This is a genomic window from Agromyces sp. Y782 (genome assembly GCF_059445405.1).
This window is the reverse complement of the sequence record NZ_JCAIUG010000001.1, coordinates 786,259-802,087: the sequence shown is the minus strand read 5'-3', so window position 1 is coordinate 802,087 and position 15,829 is coordinate 786,259. Positions and strand designations below refer to the sequence as shown.

Annotated in this window: 15 protein-coding genes; 9 read left to right on the top strand and 6 right to left on the bottom strand. The window is 65.5% G+C overall.

What is annotated here, in order from left to right; genetic code table 11:
• The 5 genes from AC1C2S_RS03635 (at nt 1) to AC1C2S_RS03615 (ending at nt 4,488) form a co-directional block, all read left to right on the top strand.
• Complete coding sequence (locus AC1C2S_RS03635) at nt 1–1,284, top strand: serine hydrolase domain-containing protein (RefSeq protein ID WP_495351175.1); 1,284 nt, start codon at nt 1–3, stop codon at nt 1,282–1,284.
• A gap of 131 nt (nt 1,285–1,415) precedes the next feature.
• The gene (locus tag AC1C2S_RS03630; protein WP_495351174.1) at nt 1,416–2,093 is read left to right on the top strand and encodes an SGNH/GDSL hydrolase family protein; all 678 of its coding nucleotides are present in this window, start codon (nt 1,416–1,418) and stop codon (nt 2,091–2,093) included.
• 317 nt (nt 2,094–2,410) lie between these two features.
• Nucleotides 2,411–2,719, top strand: coding sequence for a hypothetical protein (locus AC1C2S_RS03625; protein WP_495351173.1), 309 nt, complete (start codon nt 2,411–2,413; stop codon nt 2,717–2,719).
• Between the two features lie 39 nt (nt 2,720–2,758).
• Nucleotides 2,759–3,727, top strand: a complete 969-nt coding sequence (locus AC1C2S_RS03620) for a hypothetical protein (protein WP_495351172.1) — start codon at nt 2,759–2,761, stop codon at nt 3,725–3,727.
• The gene (locus AC1C2S_RS03615) at nt 3,715–4,488 is read left to right on the top strand and encodes a hypothetical protein (protein WP_495351171.1); all 774 of its coding nucleotides are present in this window, start codon (nt 3,715–3,717) and stop codon (nt 4,486–4,488) included. The genes AC1C2S_RS03620 and AC1C2S_RS03615 overlap by 13 nt, the downstream gene beginning before the upstream one ends.
• 18 nt (nt 4,489–4,506) lie before the next feature.
• Here AC1C2S_RS03615 and AC1C2S_RS03610 read toward each other — a convergent pair whose 3' ends face one another.
• Nucleotides 4,507–5,439 (bottom strand): NAD-dependent epimerase/dehydratase family protein, encoded by a 933-nt coding sequence (locus AC1C2S_RS03610; protein ID WP_495351170.1) that lies wholly within the window; start codon nt 5,437–5,439, stop codon nt 4,507–4,509.
• Between the two features lie 448 nt (nt 5,440–5,887).
• Here AC1C2S_RS03610 and AC1C2S_RS03605 point away from each other — a divergent pair, with 448 nt between their 5' ends.
• Nucleotides 5,888–7,042, top strand: a complete 1,155-nt coding sequence (locus tag AC1C2S_RS03605) for a hypothetical protein (protein WP_495351169.1) — start codon at nt 5,888–5,890, stop codon at nt 7,040–7,042.
• A gap of 545 nt (nt 7,043–7,587) precedes the next feature.
• Here the strand turns inward: AC1C2S_RS03605 and AC1C2S_RS03600 are convergent.
• From AC1C2S_RS03600 to AC1C2S_RS03585, 4 genes are all read right to left on the bottom strand, one after another.
• Nucleotides 7,588–8,061, bottom strand: coding sequence for a hypothetical protein (locus AC1C2S_RS03600; RefSeq protein WP_495351168.1), 474 nt, complete (start codon nt 8,059–8,061; stop codon nt 7,588–7,590).
• 49 nt (nt 8,062–8,110) lie between these two features.
• Complete coding sequence (locus AC1C2S_RS03595) at nt 8,111–8,512, bottom strand: helix-turn-helix transcriptional regulator (RefSeq protein WP_495351167.1); 402 nt, start codon at nt 8,510–8,512, stop codon at nt 8,111–8,113.
• A gap of 39 nt (nt 8,513–8,551) precedes the next feature.
• The gene (locus AC1C2S_RS03590) at nt 8,552–9,004 is read right to left on the bottom strand and encodes a hypothetical protein (RefSeq protein ID WP_495351166.1); all 453 of its coding nucleotides are present in this window, start codon (nt 9,002–9,004) and stop codon (nt 8,552–8,554) included.
• Between the two features lie 173 nt (nt 9,005–9,177).
• Nucleotides 9,178–10,341, bottom strand: coding sequence for a hypothetical protein (locus tag AC1C2S_RS03585; protein ID WP_495351165.1), 1,164 nt, complete (start codon nt 10,339–10,341; stop codon nt 9,178–9,180).
• Between the two features lie 739 nt (nt 10,342–11,080).
• Here AC1C2S_RS03585 and AC1C2S_RS03580 point away from each other — a divergent pair.
• Nucleotides 11,081–13,681: an ATP-dependent Clp protease ATP-binding subunit gene (locus AC1C2S_RS03580; protein WP_495351164.1), complete on the top strand. Its 2,601-nt coding sequence runs from the start codon at nt 11,081–11,083 to the stop codon at nt 13,679–13,681.
• Between the two features lie 160 nt (nt 13,682–13,841).
• Nucleotides 13,842–14,717, top strand: coding sequence for a hypothetical protein (locus AC1C2S_RS03575; protein ID WP_495351163.1), 876 nt, complete (start codon nt 13,842–13,844; stop codon nt 14,715–14,717).
• Nucleotides 14,718–14,830: 113 nt separating this feature from the next.
• Here the strand turns inward: AC1C2S_RS03575 and AC1C2S_RS03570 are convergent, their stop codons facing one another.
• A complete protein-coding gene (locus tag AC1C2S_RS03570; RefSeq protein ID WP_495351162.1) occupies nt 14,831–15,355 on the bottom strand; it encodes an immunity protein CdiI family protein in 525 nt (174 codons plus the stop codon).
• A 144-nt stretch (nt 15,356–15,499) separates the two neighbouring features.
• Here AC1C2S_RS03570 and AC1C2S_RS03565 point away from each other — a divergent pair, with 144 nt between their 5' ends.
• Nucleotides 15,500–15,781, top strand: coding sequence for a hypothetical protein (locus AC1C2S_RS03565; RefSeq protein ID WP_495353258.1), 282 nt, complete (start codon nt 15,500–15,502; stop codon nt 15,779–15,781).
• Nucleotides 15,782–15,829 lie beyond the last annotated feature (48 nt).

Below are 15,829 nucleotides of genomic sequence, written 5' to 3'. Positions count from 1 at the left end.
ATGCCGAGCAACATCCGCACAGCCTTCTTGACCCTCACCCTCGGTGCGCTCGTCGTCGGCTCCGCCGGCTGCGCGGGCGCATCGAGTGACGTGCCGCCGTCCGAGACACCCGCTGCCGAGGCATCCGATGGCCGACTCGTCGTCGTCGAAGACGAGCTCGGCGGCGAGCTCAGCGAGCAACTCGCAGCCGCCGCGACCGAGGCCTTCGCCGGCATCAGTGCGCCCGGCGCCGTGATCGGGGTGCGAACGCCCGAGGGCACGTGGGCCGCGACGATCGGCTTCGAGGACTGGGATGAGACGGTGCCGATGGCAGCCGACGTCAACCACCGCGTCGGCAGCGTCACGAAGACGTTCACCGTCACGGCGCTGATGCAACTGGCCGAGCAGGGCGACCTCTCACTCGACGACCCGATCGAGAAGTACGTGCCGGGCATGCCGAACGGCGACGCGACGCTCTACGAACTCGGTGCCATGCGAAGCGGCATCCCCTCGTACACGTTCAACGAGGCGTTCGAGCAGAAGCTGTTCGACGACCCGAACTACGTCTGGACGCCCGAGGCCCTCGTCGACATCGTGCGGGGCGAGGAGCCCATGTTCGCGCCGGGCACCAAGACCTTCTACTCGAACACCAACACCGTGCTGCTCGGCATGGTCATCGAGCAGGTCACGGGCGAGCCCATCGAAGACGTGCTGCAGGAGCAGATCATCGAGCCGCTGGGCCTCGACGGCACGATCTTCGCAACGGATGCCTCGTTCCCCGAGCCGCACGCCGACGGGTACACGCTCCAGGGCGTCGACGACGGCGTGCCCGTCGAGACGACTGACTGGAACCCGTCATGGGGCTGGACCGCGGGCTCGATCATCTCCGACCTCGACGACCTGCTTACTTGGAGTGAGGCGCTGGCCACCGGCGACGGGCTGCTCGCACCGGAGTGGCAAGAGCAGCGCATCGATTCGTTCGACTTCTCGCTGCCCGTGTACGCCGGCGAAGGCGTCGATGCTCCGCAGACCCCGGCTCGCGCCTACGGTCTCGGCATGGGCCTGGCGCTCGGCTGGTACGGCCACGACGGCACGATGCCCGGCTTCAACACCGTGCTGCAGCACCACCTCGAGTCGGGCACCACGCTCATCGTCATGGCCAACAGCGACATCAAGTCGGGGGAGTGCCCTGAGAGCGTGGGCACCGTTGCCGGTGGCCGCACCACCGGCACCTGCGCCGACCCGGCCGTCTTCATCGGCAACGCGCTCGCCGAAGTTGTGGGGCATCCGATCGTCGAGGGGTGACGCGCTCGCCGCGAAGGTCGTCCTTGTTCTCGGCTGCGAACATCCGCCGCGGCTGCAGGTCATCGGGCACGGACCTCGCGTCATCCGACGTGTGCCGCAGCGCACGCGGGCGGGTTTCCTAGACTGGCCCCATGGTCGGGGCAGCGACAGTCGGCACGGCTGCGCGGTGGGTCGGCGCGGCCGTCGTCCTCGCGTGCGCGAGCATGATCATCGGATGCTCCGCGCCAAGCCCCGCTGACGGCACCGGTTCGCCCGAGGCATCCGCTCTGGCCGCTCACGGCACCTTCGCGGCGGTCGGCGACTCGATCACCGACGCCGACAGTCCCGATTTCGCCGCGGGCGACATCGGCGACGCGTCGTGGGCGAGGTACGTCATGGACGACAGCTTCGCATTCGCCGGTGGCTGGGCGGAGTGGGGTGCGACGACGGCGATGATGGCCGACGCGGTCGGCCCGGTCGATGCGGGCGTGCTCGTGGTGCTCGCCGGCACCAATGACGTCGCGTTCGGCATCCCGTTCGAAGATTCCGCGGCGAACCTCGACCGCATCGTCGAGGTCGTCGGCATCGAAGACGTCGTCGTCGTCTCGATCCCGCCGATGCACGCGTTGCCCGCGGGAGCGGAGGCATACAACGAGCGCCTCCACGACTTGGCGACGGATCATGGTTGGCGGTTCGTCGACGCATCTGCTGGCCTGCGCACCGCCGACGGACGATTCGGCGAGGGGATGAGTTTCGACGGGCTGCACCCGTCGGCGGAGGGCGCGCGTGTGCTGGGAGAGGCGATCGCGACGGCGTTGCGCGAGGGGTGAGCGATCCCCCTGGATCAGCCCCGCCCACCGGCGCGCTGTCAACCCTCTGTCTCAGGAGCTGCTTCCGACCTAGCGTCGGGGTCGTGGAGTCGCGTTTCGGTCACATTCCGGCAACACCTGGATAACGACTTGCGGTGGGCGGTGACCGGAGCATCGGACGCTGCCAGTATCCGATCATGGGTGTTCGAGCAGCCTGCTCCCGGGCGATCATGAGCGCGACTCTCGCGGTGTGTGCTGGTCTTTCCCTGACGGGGTGCATGCCGGGGCTCGTGCTCGACGCATGCCCGGCGATCGGCTATCTGTACGACGGTCCGGCCGTGGTTCAATTCGACCCCGCACCACCGGAGTCGGCGGTGGTGACGGCATGCTTCGGTGCCGACTGCGAGCCCGCCGGAGTCGACCAGCTCCGCGGCGAGTGGACCGTGCCACAGGAGGCGCCGTACCTTGGACCGGGCGTCTTCGGTGACGGTTCCGTACAGACGTTGCGACTCGTCGTGGTCGATGGCACTGGCACCTTGGTCGACGACGAGTTCGAGATCCCCGTGGCCGTGGAACGCACCGGGATATTCGGCCAGTGCACCGGGCCCTTCCGGTTCGAACCGGTACAGGTTTCGCTCGGTCGATAACTTTGCAGACAATTACGTATGCACGGTTATACTGAGGCGATGGATGTCACGACGGATGCGGCCATCGACCTGCTGAAGCGGGCCGGCACGGCAGTGCGCATCGAGAGCGTCGGCGATCTCGTCCTCGACGGCATACCGGTCGACGTGAAAGTGCGAACACGGCCGACTCCATCCGACCTTCGGCGCGAACTCTCGCGGTCGCGCAAACGGGCTGCCGTCGGCAAGCTCGCATACGTCGTGCCGCGTGCGACGCCATCGCTGGTGTCCGTGGCAATGGAGGAGCCGACGATCATCCTGATCGGCGTCGACGACGCGACACTGGTCAACGACGGCCACTTGGTGCAATTGGGCAACTCTCTCGTCACGCAGCGCGGCGCCGCTCCGGCGCGCGTCGGCTGGGGTCGCTTTGCGCTCATCCGCTCACTCATTCGCACGCCAGAGCCGCGCACGCAACGGCAACTCGCGAGCGAGTCGGGCATCACGCAGGCGGCCGTGTCGAAAGCGCTTCGCGAGATCGGCGATGCCGCGCTCGAAGCAAGGCGTGGCTCCTTGCCCGCCGCGGAGCAACTCTGGGCGAGGTTCCTCGATGAATATCCAGGTGCGCGCGGCATCCACTCGCACTGGTACTCGCTCGATCCGCCCGTTCGCCAGGTGGAGACCGTGCAACGGGCATACCCCGCGGTGCTCGTCTCTGGTGACACCGGCGCTGACCGCATCGCGCCGTGGCGCGTTGTGACGGATGCGCGCGTGTACTCGCGTGCAGGCCTCGACCTCGCCTCGCTCGGCTTCGCTGAGGCGAGCCCCGACGAGGCGAAGCTCACGCTGGTCGTCCCGGCCGACCCGAGCATCTGGGTGACCTCCGCCGCGTGGGCCGAAGATCGTCGAGCGCTCACCGGCACCGCGGATCCGCTGATCATCGCCTATGACGTGATGAACGCCGGCGGTTCCGACGTTGCGGACGCGGTCGAACGACTCCACGACCAGGTGTTCGAGGCATGGAATCGGTGACCCGGCGCGCCGTCGAGACCGTCTCGACCTCGCGAGCCGATGACCTGGCATTTCACGCACTCGCGGATGTCTCCGACATTCTCAAGCAGGTCGAGGATGCGCGGATCGTGGGCGGCCAGATGGTCGCATTGCTGCTCGCCGCCTTCCCGTCGGCAGGTGTCGTTCCGAGACGTACCGCTGACGCGGACGCAGCGGTCTCGACGGTGGTCGCGGGCAGCGGGATCGTGCATCAGGAACTTACGGCGGCTGGCTACGACGCGACTGCAGGCAACAACTACCGTCGCTCTGGCCGCAGCATCGATGTCTTGATCCCGGCTCCTGCGGGGCAGTTCACTCAGGAAGAGCATGGCGGCCGTGCGTTCGACGCGGCACCGCGTATTCGGCTGGCGCTGGCGGCCGAGCCGATCATCGTCGATGCGAACGTCACGATGCTCGATGGATCGCAGCTCTCGTTCACGGCGCGCGTGCCTTCGCCCGAGGTCGCTGTCATCTTGAAGGCGTACGCGATACAAGGTCGATTCGCCGCGAAGGATGCCGTAGATCTGCACAACCTCTTGACGATCGTCGACTCATGGCCTGCGGCTGAGATCGGCGGATGGCGCCTCGATGACGCTTCGCTGAATGGAAGCCGTTCAGATGCCGCGCGCATCCTCCACGGGTTCGCTGACAGTGCTCAGGCTAATCCAGCCCTGCGATCCGCTGAGATCAGCGGACCGCGCCTGGTTGCGCTGATCCGAAAGCATGTCGATCGAATCGGTTGACCACAACGGCGAGAGCGCTCAGCGACTGACCCGCAAGTCCTTCCACCCGAACCCGCCGGGATCGGGCAGGCTCTCGCGGATCTGCTCGGCCGTGAACCTGCGCCACGGGCGCAGGTCGCCGGGCACGGATGCCGCGGGCGGCGCGGCATCAGTCACGCCCTCGGCGAGCATGCTCACCTGCGCCTTCGCGACGAGCGGCACCTTCATGGTCCACTCGGTGACCTGCGCGAGCGCGTACTGCGCCCACACCGGCCACGGCACCACGACCACGCGACGGCCGAGAACGGATGCCACGCGCCGCACGGCCTTCGACAGCGTGAGCTGTTCGGCGCCGACGACGGCGACGGTCTCACGCGGCATCCGTCCGTCAATCGCGGCCTCGAGGATGTCGGTGAGGTCGTCGATCGGGATGGGCCGGATGGGCTTTTCGCGGAAGCCGACGGTCGCGAACACCGGCAGGCTCTGCACGGTGCGGCTGAGGTGGTCGATGAGATGGTCGCCGCGGCCGTAGATCATGCCGGCTTTGAGGATCGTGTAGTCGAGCCCCGAGTCACCTACTCCGTCGGTCGAGTAGCGCCGCGAAGCGACGCGTATCGAGACCCGGCTGTCCACTTCGTCTCGTGGTACGGCGATCCGCAGTCGGGCCGTGCCCGCAGGAAGCTCAGCATGATGACCTTGCGCACCCCGGGCGCGCTTGGCCGCTTCGATCACGTGCGCGGTGCCCTCGACGTGCACCCGCTGGTAAGTCTGGTCGCCGATCTCGCGGTTGATGCCCGCGCAGTGCGCGACGACCTCGCACCCCTCGAATGCCCGCGTCAGTGCGTCTACGTCGCGGGTGTCGACGCCGGTGCGGCGAGAGATGACGACGGATGCCTCGGGCCCGAGCCGTTCGGCCAAGTGGCGCCCGACGAATCCGGTGCCACCGGTGATCGCGGTGCGGGGGTTGGTCATGACTGAGACCGTAGTACGTCGGTGAGCCCGACAGTCGAGTGGTGTCTGCATGGTCCACTCGGTCATCAGCGCGAGCACGCTCCCGCCGGCTTCGGAGCGTCGCTGATCGAGCGATAGTGTTCGCAAGTCGCTTTGTAGCACGGCCCTATTCATGATGGTTGCGCAAGTTCATGACGGTTGTGCAAGTCGCCGAGATCTTCTGCCATGCTCACTCCCGAACTTGGCGAAATCGCCCGCCTTATATGAGCGCGCGATCAGCCCGTTCTCCATAAGGCGCAGTCCCCCAAAACAGGGGAGGCTCATAGATCGGGCGGAAGATGGGCAATATGCTGGCGCCACTTGTCCCAGCGACGAGTGCGAGACCGCTCGGTGCGTCAGCCGAGGAGGCGCAGATTCGTCGAGCTAGCGGGGCCAGGGTGACAACCCTTGCGGTGGTAGAGCTCTAACAATGAAGGGAATTGACGTGGATGGAGATTTGCAGCTCGGTGCGGGGATGACCGCGTTCATCGTTTCGCCGATCGGAAGTCGAATGGAGCCACCGGGGTCACCGGGTCGCGCAAGGTACGAGGAATCAGTTGCCATGTGGGAGGAAGTCTTCGAGCCTGCATGCAATGCGCTCGGACTAGCTGCCATTCGAGCCGATAAAATCACAGACACTGGCGAGATTCCGGAGCAGATCTTCACTTATCTTCGCGACGCAGATGTCGTAGTGGCGGACCTAAGCCACGCCAATCCGAACGTAATGTACGAGCTCGGTCTCCGTCACTCGCGAAGCGGGAAGATCACAATTCAGGTCGGCGAGTACGGGCAACTTCCTTTTGACGTGACTACGATCCGTACGATTCAGTTCCGGCGATCTACAGCGGGTCTTATCGAGGCGCGCAATGGGCTCGTCGATGCATTGCGAACTGCGCTTGCCGGTGGCGGCACCAGTCTGCGCGCCACCACAGTGTTCAACGACGCCCCGCCCGCCTCGGCCGAGATAGTCCGAGCAGATGTCGACAAGTCCGCGGCAACGGAAGCGGTCGCCGACGTCCCAGAAGCAGGAATTCTCGACATGCTCGTAGAAGGTGAGACGGCGATGAACCACGTCGCCGAAGTGCTTGGCGAATCGACAGCAATCCTTCAACTGATTGGAGAAACCACAACCGCAGCAACGAGCTCACTTCATGAATCGGATGCAAGAGGGCAGGGATTCGCCGGTCGGCTTCTTGTTACGAAAAAGCTAGCTGACGATCTCGGGAATCCAAGCGACTCATTTGAGCAGCGAGCGAATGAGTTCTTCGCCGATGTTCAACGAGTTGACGCGATGGTGACTTACATGGTCGACCGCCTTCGGGCCGGCGACGAGGAGCCATCGGAATCGACGGGCTTCCTCACCTCGGGGCTGACTTTGGTGGACGCGGCCGAGCAGAGTGCCGTCGGCATCACCAACTATCGCGAGAGTATCAAGGCACTCCGGAAGCAATCAAAATTGCTCGACCCGCCCGTCAAAGCACTTGAGAGGGGTGCCAATCGGATGCTGGAAGCCATCGCCATTATGAGCAGCTGGAAGAAGCCAATGACCGAGGTGCTCGGGGTCTCGGTCCAGATTGTTGCTTGACGGGCGTTGGAGCCCTCCGCAAAGAGCACATATGGACCTGTGCCGAGCACGGATGCCACACGGCCTTCGACAGCGTGAGCTGTTAGGCGCGCGACGACCTCGCATCCCTCGAACTGTCGACACCGGCGTCGACATCGCTGGTGTCGACGCCGGTGCGGCGAGAGATGATGACGGATGCCTCGGGCCCGAGCCGTTCGGCGAGGTGGCGTTCGACGAAAATCCGGTGCCGCCGGTGATCGCGATGCGGGGGTGGGTCACGTGGCGAGTTTAGGACCCCGTCGCGAGCGCGCGAGCGCGCGAACGCCGACTGCTCGGCGAAAAGCTGCCCTGTCTTCCAGCACGTCCCGCAGCCGTGAAGTCCCGGCTAGTGAGCCCGCTCCAGCGACCCGTGGCATTGGACCGTGCGCATACGAATCACAAGCGTTGCCAGAGGGCTCGTTCGCCGCCACCTAGTGCGGCGCACGCTTGCGCGAGGCGTGAGCGAGTTCTCGGCATTCCAGCTGTGGCCATCGAAACGCACCGAATCGAGTCGACTCCTACCGTCTCTAGGAGGGCTCTGGCTCCGCGAACTCACTTCTCGTGTCACCGAATGCCCTGACGACCGCGTCGTCGTCCATTTGCGTTCCAAGAGAGAACTCACCCTGACGGACCATCGCAAGGATTGGTGCCGGAAGTCCAAGCCGCGTCGCGCTTCCGTGAATAGATGCACGAAGGAAGGGGTACACAGCCATGAAGGCTACGCGCTCCGCGAATTCGTACTGCACTGCCGCCGACGTCTCGATTGGCCGCTCCGAAGCATAAACAACTTCTGCGTCAACTACGTACTCACCGTGCTGATCAGCGAAGACAGCGCGGAATCGGAATCGCAAAGCAGTTGGCTCGGGGACTATGCCGAGTGAATTGTCGGTGAGAGGGAATGTGAGGGTTGCGCGCTCGGTTTCGGACCATTCCAGCCTTCGACCCCGCTCCTCGTGGAAGATGAGATTGGCGATATCGAGTTCCTGGAGTAGCTCAACCACGTCTTCGATCTTCGCCGGATCTGGCAGAGCTCCGGCCGTGGCTGCTTTCTTACGAGGCAAGAGCGAAATCCGCCCTCTTTACGGCCGCGGCCACGTAGGAGGACGGCGCCGTACGCGTCACCTTGAACTGGTAGGTCGACCTGCTCCAGTCCTGCACCTCCGCGAGCTGACCACGATCGACATCGACCTGGTGAGTAACGATCGCACCGACGGCGTGCGCGTACCGTCGGATTGTTGAGAGCTTGGGGTCAGAATCCTCCCGCTCGAAGTCCGCGACCGTGGGTTGTGAAACGCCGAGCTTATCGGCGACGTCCTTCTGGGTCATTCTGCGCTCCTTTCGGACGCGGATGAGCCCTATGAGAAGCCGGTAGTCTGCCTTGGCGAGCTCTTTCGCGCGGCGCTGTGCAGGTGTGAGGTCCAGTCCGGAAAGCATTTGGATAAGCGAGGACATAGATTCGAGTCTATATCCTCGCTCCGCCCGCGCAAGCCCTCAGGCGCCCCATTTGCGGTGGCGCCCGCCCTTGTGCCGCATTGCCGCCCAGTTGATCTCCTGTTGCTGGAGGTCGTCAGTCACCTGATCGCTGGACGGAGAAATGTGCTTGACGTGCATGTGTAGCTGGACCAGATAGTTGGGCAGTTCGGGTGGCTCGGCATGGTACTGCCTGAGGTGCTCGCCGCATTCGAACCACCGAAGCTCGTAGATGTCCGGGTCGGTTCGTATCGGCTTGAGCCGCTCGTCGCCCTCCGGTATTTCACCGTCGGCAGCGAGTTCTCGGAGGGCGAGAATTCGCCCGATTACGAGATCCTGGTCGCCTGCGTCGAGGCTGGCTAGCCACACGAGAAGCCCTCGATAGCCGTCGCTCTCCGCTGCCGTGAAGTCGACCCAAATCATGGGTTCAGAACGCGTCGTCGTACAGCGCGACCGACGAAGATCTGCCACCATGTTCCTCCAATGCGCAAGTAGACATGACTCTATCGGCGGCTGGTGACCTGGACGTTGCGACGTGGCCGGATCGCTTCGAGCTCATCGTCGCCCCGGCAGGGTGACCCCATTGCCTCGCTCGAGGCACGAGCTGATTGCGACGATGAGCTGAACTGGCTGGTTAGCGTGATGGGCTACGGAATCCAGTCCAACAACCCGACGAGCAGTGCGCGGTCGTCCTCAACCAAGAGCGCAGTGTCGTCGAAATGTTTGGAATGTGGGAAAGTGCGAACAGATACTGCGGGAACATCGCTCACATCGAAGACTCCACTACTTCCCACCCAGGACACTCGATCAGAAGTCTCGACCATGAATCCATCGCTAAGAGGGAGAGTTGTGATGGCTGGCGCTCCAGAAGTCACTTCGTCGAGTCGGAGATTGAACCCTTCGAGGGGCTCAAGCTGGGCATCACCCAGTGTCCTCAAACGCAAGAGTTGCAAGGATCCGTCTACCTCGTAGAGGAGGCGCTGCCTTGAGTTGCCAAGAAGCCTGACGCGCCCGGAACGCATGGCGGTGTCATCCAATCCGAGCCCCCGCGCCGTCAACTCCGCAAGTTGGGTGGAGGAGCGACGGTAGCCGGTGATCTGCCAACTCGGGTAACTAGAGCGGGCTGTCTGGTGCTCCTGGATCGCTTCGCCGACGAATAGGTCCGGAATGTCGTTGTCGGTAAAATTCAGCAGGTCACGCGAGGTCATTGAGACCGAACGTGAGTAATCGGCGAGTTGCAGAAGCGGCCTTCCATTCAGCCAACTCGAGCCGCGTCCAAAGTCGATCTGATCGAACCACAGGCCTCCCTCGAACGCAGCGGCAGCGATGGCGCCATAATTCGTCTCGACGGAGTGCACTGGGAAATCTAAACGGGGAACGAGTTCACGTTGCTCGTGAAGATAGGACGGGTTGACGTTTGCTTCGAATAGCCCCTCGCTAGTAGCGATGAAGGCATGGTTGCCGTAGATGGACACAGAGAGTATGAACCCCGGCACGGGCTCAATGTCGACCGACTCGAAGCCCGAGAGGGCCACCTCAACGAACGGGCTTGCAGCAGCTGTGGCTGCAAGCTTGCGGAGCGCATCTCGAAACGTTGGTGAGCGGGAGAAGGCTTTCGTCTGAATCCCGTTCTTCCAGTCGTTCCGGAAGAGAGAAACATGGGCTGCGAGGGCTACGTCCTCACCGCACTCACGGCGGATATTGGCAACGACTCGCTCGACGGGCGATTGGATTAGTCCACCATCGGCGGCCCAGAGATACAAATGATCCTTATATAGCCAACCGTCGGACCATTCGCCAGGGATGCTCACGCGGAAGAGCGACCCGTGTCTCACGCTGCTCGCCTCCAAAGCTTGGCGAGCAACTCTCGCTTCGCGGCGCCCTCACTAGTCCAGACCTGGAGTACCTCTCGTGGCACGTGACGTCTCACGATGGCGTCCTTTGACCCGGCAACAGGATATCCATGCCAAGGGTCGGTCGAGTTGCTCGGCTTAGGGAAGGTCGCGACTCTCTCACGCAAAGTGCCGATCTCCCGACCATCGGGGGCGACGTACCAGTGATTGCCGGCGCCGTCGACCCAACTGCGAGCAGCAGAGATACAGAAGGCATGGCATTCATCATCTCGATCGATGCACCAGCGGGATTTGCCAGGCCGACTCGATTGTGGGCGATGGTAGTGCAACGCCTGGTACTCGACGGGCGGGTGGCAAGTGACGTAGATCGGGTCCCGGGCATTTGGAACCGAGGCAGAGCACGTGCAAGTCGGCATCGACCATCCCTTCTGGCGGCGCGGGCATTCGGAGCCTATCGAGGGAGACGAGTCAAGCGGTACCCCGCGTTTGGGCTTTCGTCCCCGCCCGACGTAGACGCGACACCCACCAGCGGAATGGTCGACCAATTGTTCCTGTGCTCCGCCCTCCTGACGGCTTCCGAATCTCGGACCATTGGCGACTGCTGCCATCGGTAGAAGTTGAGATGCCAGGGAATACCCGCGCCCCCATCTTGTTGAACTTGAGCGTACCCAACTCAAGTTCTACTTCAGGAGGATTGGTGCCCGAAGACTTCACACCCCAGAACGGTGACGAAACCAACTCGTTCGACGAGTTTCTGAACCGCTACCTCGAGGGCGAGCGCTCGCGCCAGGCGCGTTCGATCGACCTCAGCCGCTTTTTGACCGCGCGCACGCAGGGCATCCTGCAGCGCGCCGGCAAGTTCGCGCTCGAGCGCGGCCAGACCGAGCTCGACGCGCTGCACATCCTTCGCGTGATCGTCGAGGATGACGCCGTCAAGCAAGCGATCGCCCGCGTCGGCGTCGCCCCCGAGCGGCTCATCACCGCGACCGAGGCGCGCCTGCCCGCGGCATCCGATGTCGCTGACCTCAACTCGGCCACGATCACGCCGAGCGCGAGCCGCGCGCTGTTCCACAGCTACCAGGTGGCGCGCTCGAGCGGATCGACGTACATCGACCCCGAGCACCTCTTCTTCGCGCTCGTGCTCGGGCAAGACGCCCCGGCGGGCCAGGTGCTCGCGCGGGCCGGCGTCACCGCCGAGGCGCTCACGCAGGGCATGCGTGAGACGGTCACGGCCGATGGCGACGACGTCGAGGGCATGACGGATGTCGCGGGCGGCAACGCCGAGGCATCCGAGACCCCGATGCTCGACAAGTTCGGCACCGACCTCACTGAGCTGGCCGAGAACGGCGAGCTCGACCCCGTGATCGGGCGCGCCGACGAGATCGAGCAGACCATCGAGATCCTCAGCCGCCGCACCAAGAACAACCCGGTGCTGGTCGGTGAGGCCGGCGTCGGCAAGACCGCGATCGTCGAGGGCCTCGCCCGCGCGATCGTCGAGGAGCAGGTGCCCGAGGCGCTGCTCGGCAAGCGCGTCATCTCGCTCGACCTGCCCGGCATGCTCGCCGGCACCCGCTACCGCGGTGACTTCGAAGAGCGCCTCACCAAGACCGTGGACGAGATCGCCGCACACAAGGGCGAGCTCATCATCTTCATCGATGAGGTCCACACCGTGGTCGGTGCGGGCGGCTCTGGCGACGGCGGCACCGACGCGGGCAACATCTTGAAGCCGCGCCTCGCGCGTGGCGACCTGCACCTCGTGGGTGCGACGACGCTCAAGGAGTACCGCGTCGTCGAGAAGGACCCCGCTCTCGAGCGCCGGTTCCAGCCCGTGAAGGTCGGCGAGCCGAACATCGAAGACGCCGTGCTGATTCTGCACGGCCTGAAGTCGGCGTACGAAGACCACCACGGTGTCGAGTACACGGATGCCGCGTTGCGCGCCTCCGTCGAACTGAGCGCGCGCTACCTCACCGACCGGGTGCTGCCCGACAAGGCCATCGACCTCATCGACCAGGCCGGGGCGCGACTGCGCCTGCGGCTCGGCGTGAAGATCGACGTGTCGGCGCTCATCGAGCGGCTCGCGTCGCTCGAGGCCGACAAGAACGCCGCCGTCGGCGCCGAGCACTACGAAGAGGCCTCGCGCATTCGCGACGAGATCTCGAAGGTGCAGGCGAAGCTCGACGAGGCGTCGAGTCGCGGGGGTCTCGATACGCGTGCTTCGCTCGCGACTCGACCGGCGGGGGAGACCGTCATCGATGAGGCCGAGATCGCTGCGGTGATCTCGCGGGCCACCGGCATTCCGGTGAACCGCCTCACCGAGAGTGAGCGTGAGCGACTCGGCGACCTCGAGGGCGAGCTGCACGGTCGCGTCATCGGTCAAGACGACGCGGTCACCGCGGTCGCCAAGGCCGTGCGACGCAACCGCACCGGCATGGGCGACGCACATCGCCCGGTGGGCAGCTTCCTGTTCCTCGGGCCGACGGGTGTCGGCAAGACCGAGCTGGCGAAGTCGCTCGCGTCGTCGCTGTTCGACGACGAGACCGCCGTCATTCGCTTCGACATGAGCGAGTTCGGCGAGCGGCACACCGTGTCGCGGCTCGTCGGCGCCCCTCCCGGATACGTCGGCTACGACGAGGCCGGCCAGCTCACCGAGCGCGTGCGGCGCAACCCGTACTCGATCGTGCTGTTCGACGAGATCGAGAAGGCGCACCCCGACGTGTTCAACCTGCTGCTGCAGGTGCTCGACGACGGACGCCTGACCGACGGTCAGGGTCGCACGGTCGACTTCCGCAACGCGGTGATCGTGATGACCTCGAACATCGGCTCGGAGTTCCTCGCGTCGCGGTCGGGTGCGCTCGGCTTCGTCGCCGGGGCTGATGCCTCGGGCTTCGCCTCCGAGAAGGACCTGCGCGACCGCGTCATGGGCAAGCTGCGCGAGGCCATGCGGCCCGAGTTCCTGAACCGCATCGACGAGATCGTGCTGTTCAAGAAGCTCGACCAGCCGCAGCTCGAGCAGATCGTGCGCCTCATGCTCGGTGCCACCGAGCGCCGGCTCGCATCGCGCGAGGTCGCCTTCGAGGTGACGGATGCCGCGGTGTCGCTGCTGGCCGAACGCGGCTACGAGCCCGAATACGGTGCTCGCCCGCTGCGCCGGGTCATCCAGCGCGAGATCGACGACCGCATCGCGGACTTGTTCGTGAGCGGCGGCGTCGGTGACGGCGAAGGCGTGCAGGTAGATGCGGTCGACGGCGAGTTCGTCGTCGCACCCGTGCCCCGCGCGACCGTGCAGCTCGCCGCGTAATCGTCGGTCGAGTAGGCGCGCCAGCGCCGTATCGAGACCCCGCAACCCGAAGGCCCGGCCGCTCACGAGCGGCCGGGCCTTCGTCGGCTGCGGCAGCGGCTGCGGCAATTCCGGGGCGACACTGATGCGCGAGCGCGCGGGACCGATCGATACTTGACGGATGAGCGGAGCCCTACCGGCAGCCGACGACGACACCGGCGCCGGCGGACCGGTCGCCCCTGTCGCCCCTGACCGCCCGACGTTCGACCTGCGAGCGCGCGCCGTCGAGACGGTCGTGCTCGTGGCATCCGTCGTCGTGCTTCGCCTGCTGGGCGTGCTCCTGCTCGTGGTCTCGTCAGACGGGCTGCGCTCGACCGATGCGCTGTTTCGGCTCGTCGCCATGGTCGCCGACCCGAACCTGCTGGCATGGGTCGCGCTCACCTCGGCCGTGCAGTTCGGCCTGCGGTCGATGCGCCGGCCCGGGCGATGGGCGCTGATCGTGCTCGCCGCGCCTGTCGCGGTCCTGCTGGCGACCGTCGTGCGCAGCCTCCCCGGTCTTGCGCGCGGCGGCTTCGGCGCGGTACTGGGCAACGGCATCGCCTGGATCGACGCCGGGATCCTCACCGTCGTCGTCGCGCTCGGCATCGCGTTCACCGCGGCATTCCTCGGCCGGGAACGGCGCACGTCCGCGAGGATCGCGGGCGGGCTGGTCGCCCTCGGCGGACTGCTCACACTCGTGCTCGTCGGGCAGGCGATCGAGACGTACTTCAGGATCTGGAGCGCACCGGTGGTGGTCACCCCGGCGCAGGAGGACCGCTATCTCATCACCGCGGCGCTCACGCTCGTCGCCTACGTCGGCGCCATCGTGTTCGCCGCGGTCAGCCGTCGGCGCGGGCTCATCATCACCTCGTGCATCGTCGGATGCCTCGGCCTGATCGTCGCATTCGCGGCGGCGGTGCCGGCCGACCGTTTCTTCCCAGAGCAGGCACCACCGGCCGACGAGCCTCGCGGCCCGACGTGCATGGGTGAGGGCGATCCGAACTGCATCGGCGGATAGCGATCTCCTTCGCCGCGTGAGATGTCGCTCCCGGTGTGAAGCCGCAGCGGCAACCGGTCGAACCACGAAAGCCCGGCCTTCCTTGTGGGCGAATTCAACGGGTCGGGCGCTCGTCATTCGCGTTCGGGGCGTTCTGGCGGTACGAACGCCTGCCCGGGGCCCGGGATCACGGCGTACCAGCCGCCGCTCTTGCCGGATGCTCCCCGCTCAGCGGCACGCTTCGCCAGCTCGGCTCGCTCGGCCTGCGCCGCGTCGGCCCAAGCCGTGAAGATCGCTGCGGCCACGGGGTTCGTCGGCGGTTCCATCGAGCGGTACATCGCGTGTCGCGGCCCGAACCAGACGCCGTGCGGCACACCGAACTCGATCTCGAAGGCCGAGCCGAGCTCGTCGCCGAGGCGATGGGCGAGTTCCTGACGCTCCCGGTCGACGCGGGCGGGCAGCTCGGGTGACCGCCACTCGAAGTCGTGATCGAGGCCCTCGTCATGCAACCGCCCCCAGGCCTGCAGATCGGTGATCAGCTCGGAGCTGAGCCCGCTCTGCTCGTATCGAACCGGGTCGGGGAACCAGATTACCGACGAGGTGTAGTCGTACATCAGTCGAACGACCTCGGTGTCGTATCGGTACTCTTGTGCCCCCATGCCTCGATCCTACGAGCGGTCGGGGCGGGCAGATCCGTGCCCGCGCGGCGGTACCGAAGTACCGAAGTACCGGAACTCCGAGTTGAGAAGGCGCCGGAGCAGCGCGCCTCCTCATCGACCCGTGTGCTACCCGGCCGTGTCCGCGTGCCAGTGCACGACGCGCCATCCGTCGGACTCGCGGCGACAGACCTGAGTGGCGCGCCGCGCGAATTCGTTGCCGGGGCGGATGCCTCGGGCTTCTCCTCCGAGAAGGACCTGCGCGACCGCGTCATGGGCAAGCTGCGCGAGGCCATGCGGCCCGAGTTCCTGAACCGCATCGACGAGATCGTGCTGTTCAAGAAGCTGCGTGCGGGTCGATGCGGTCAACGGCGAGTTCGCCGTGGCGCCCGTGCCCGAGCGACGGTCGCGCTGCCGGTGGCCGCCTGAACGTTGGTCGAGTAGCGAGCGCCAGCGAGCGTATCGAGACCCACCACG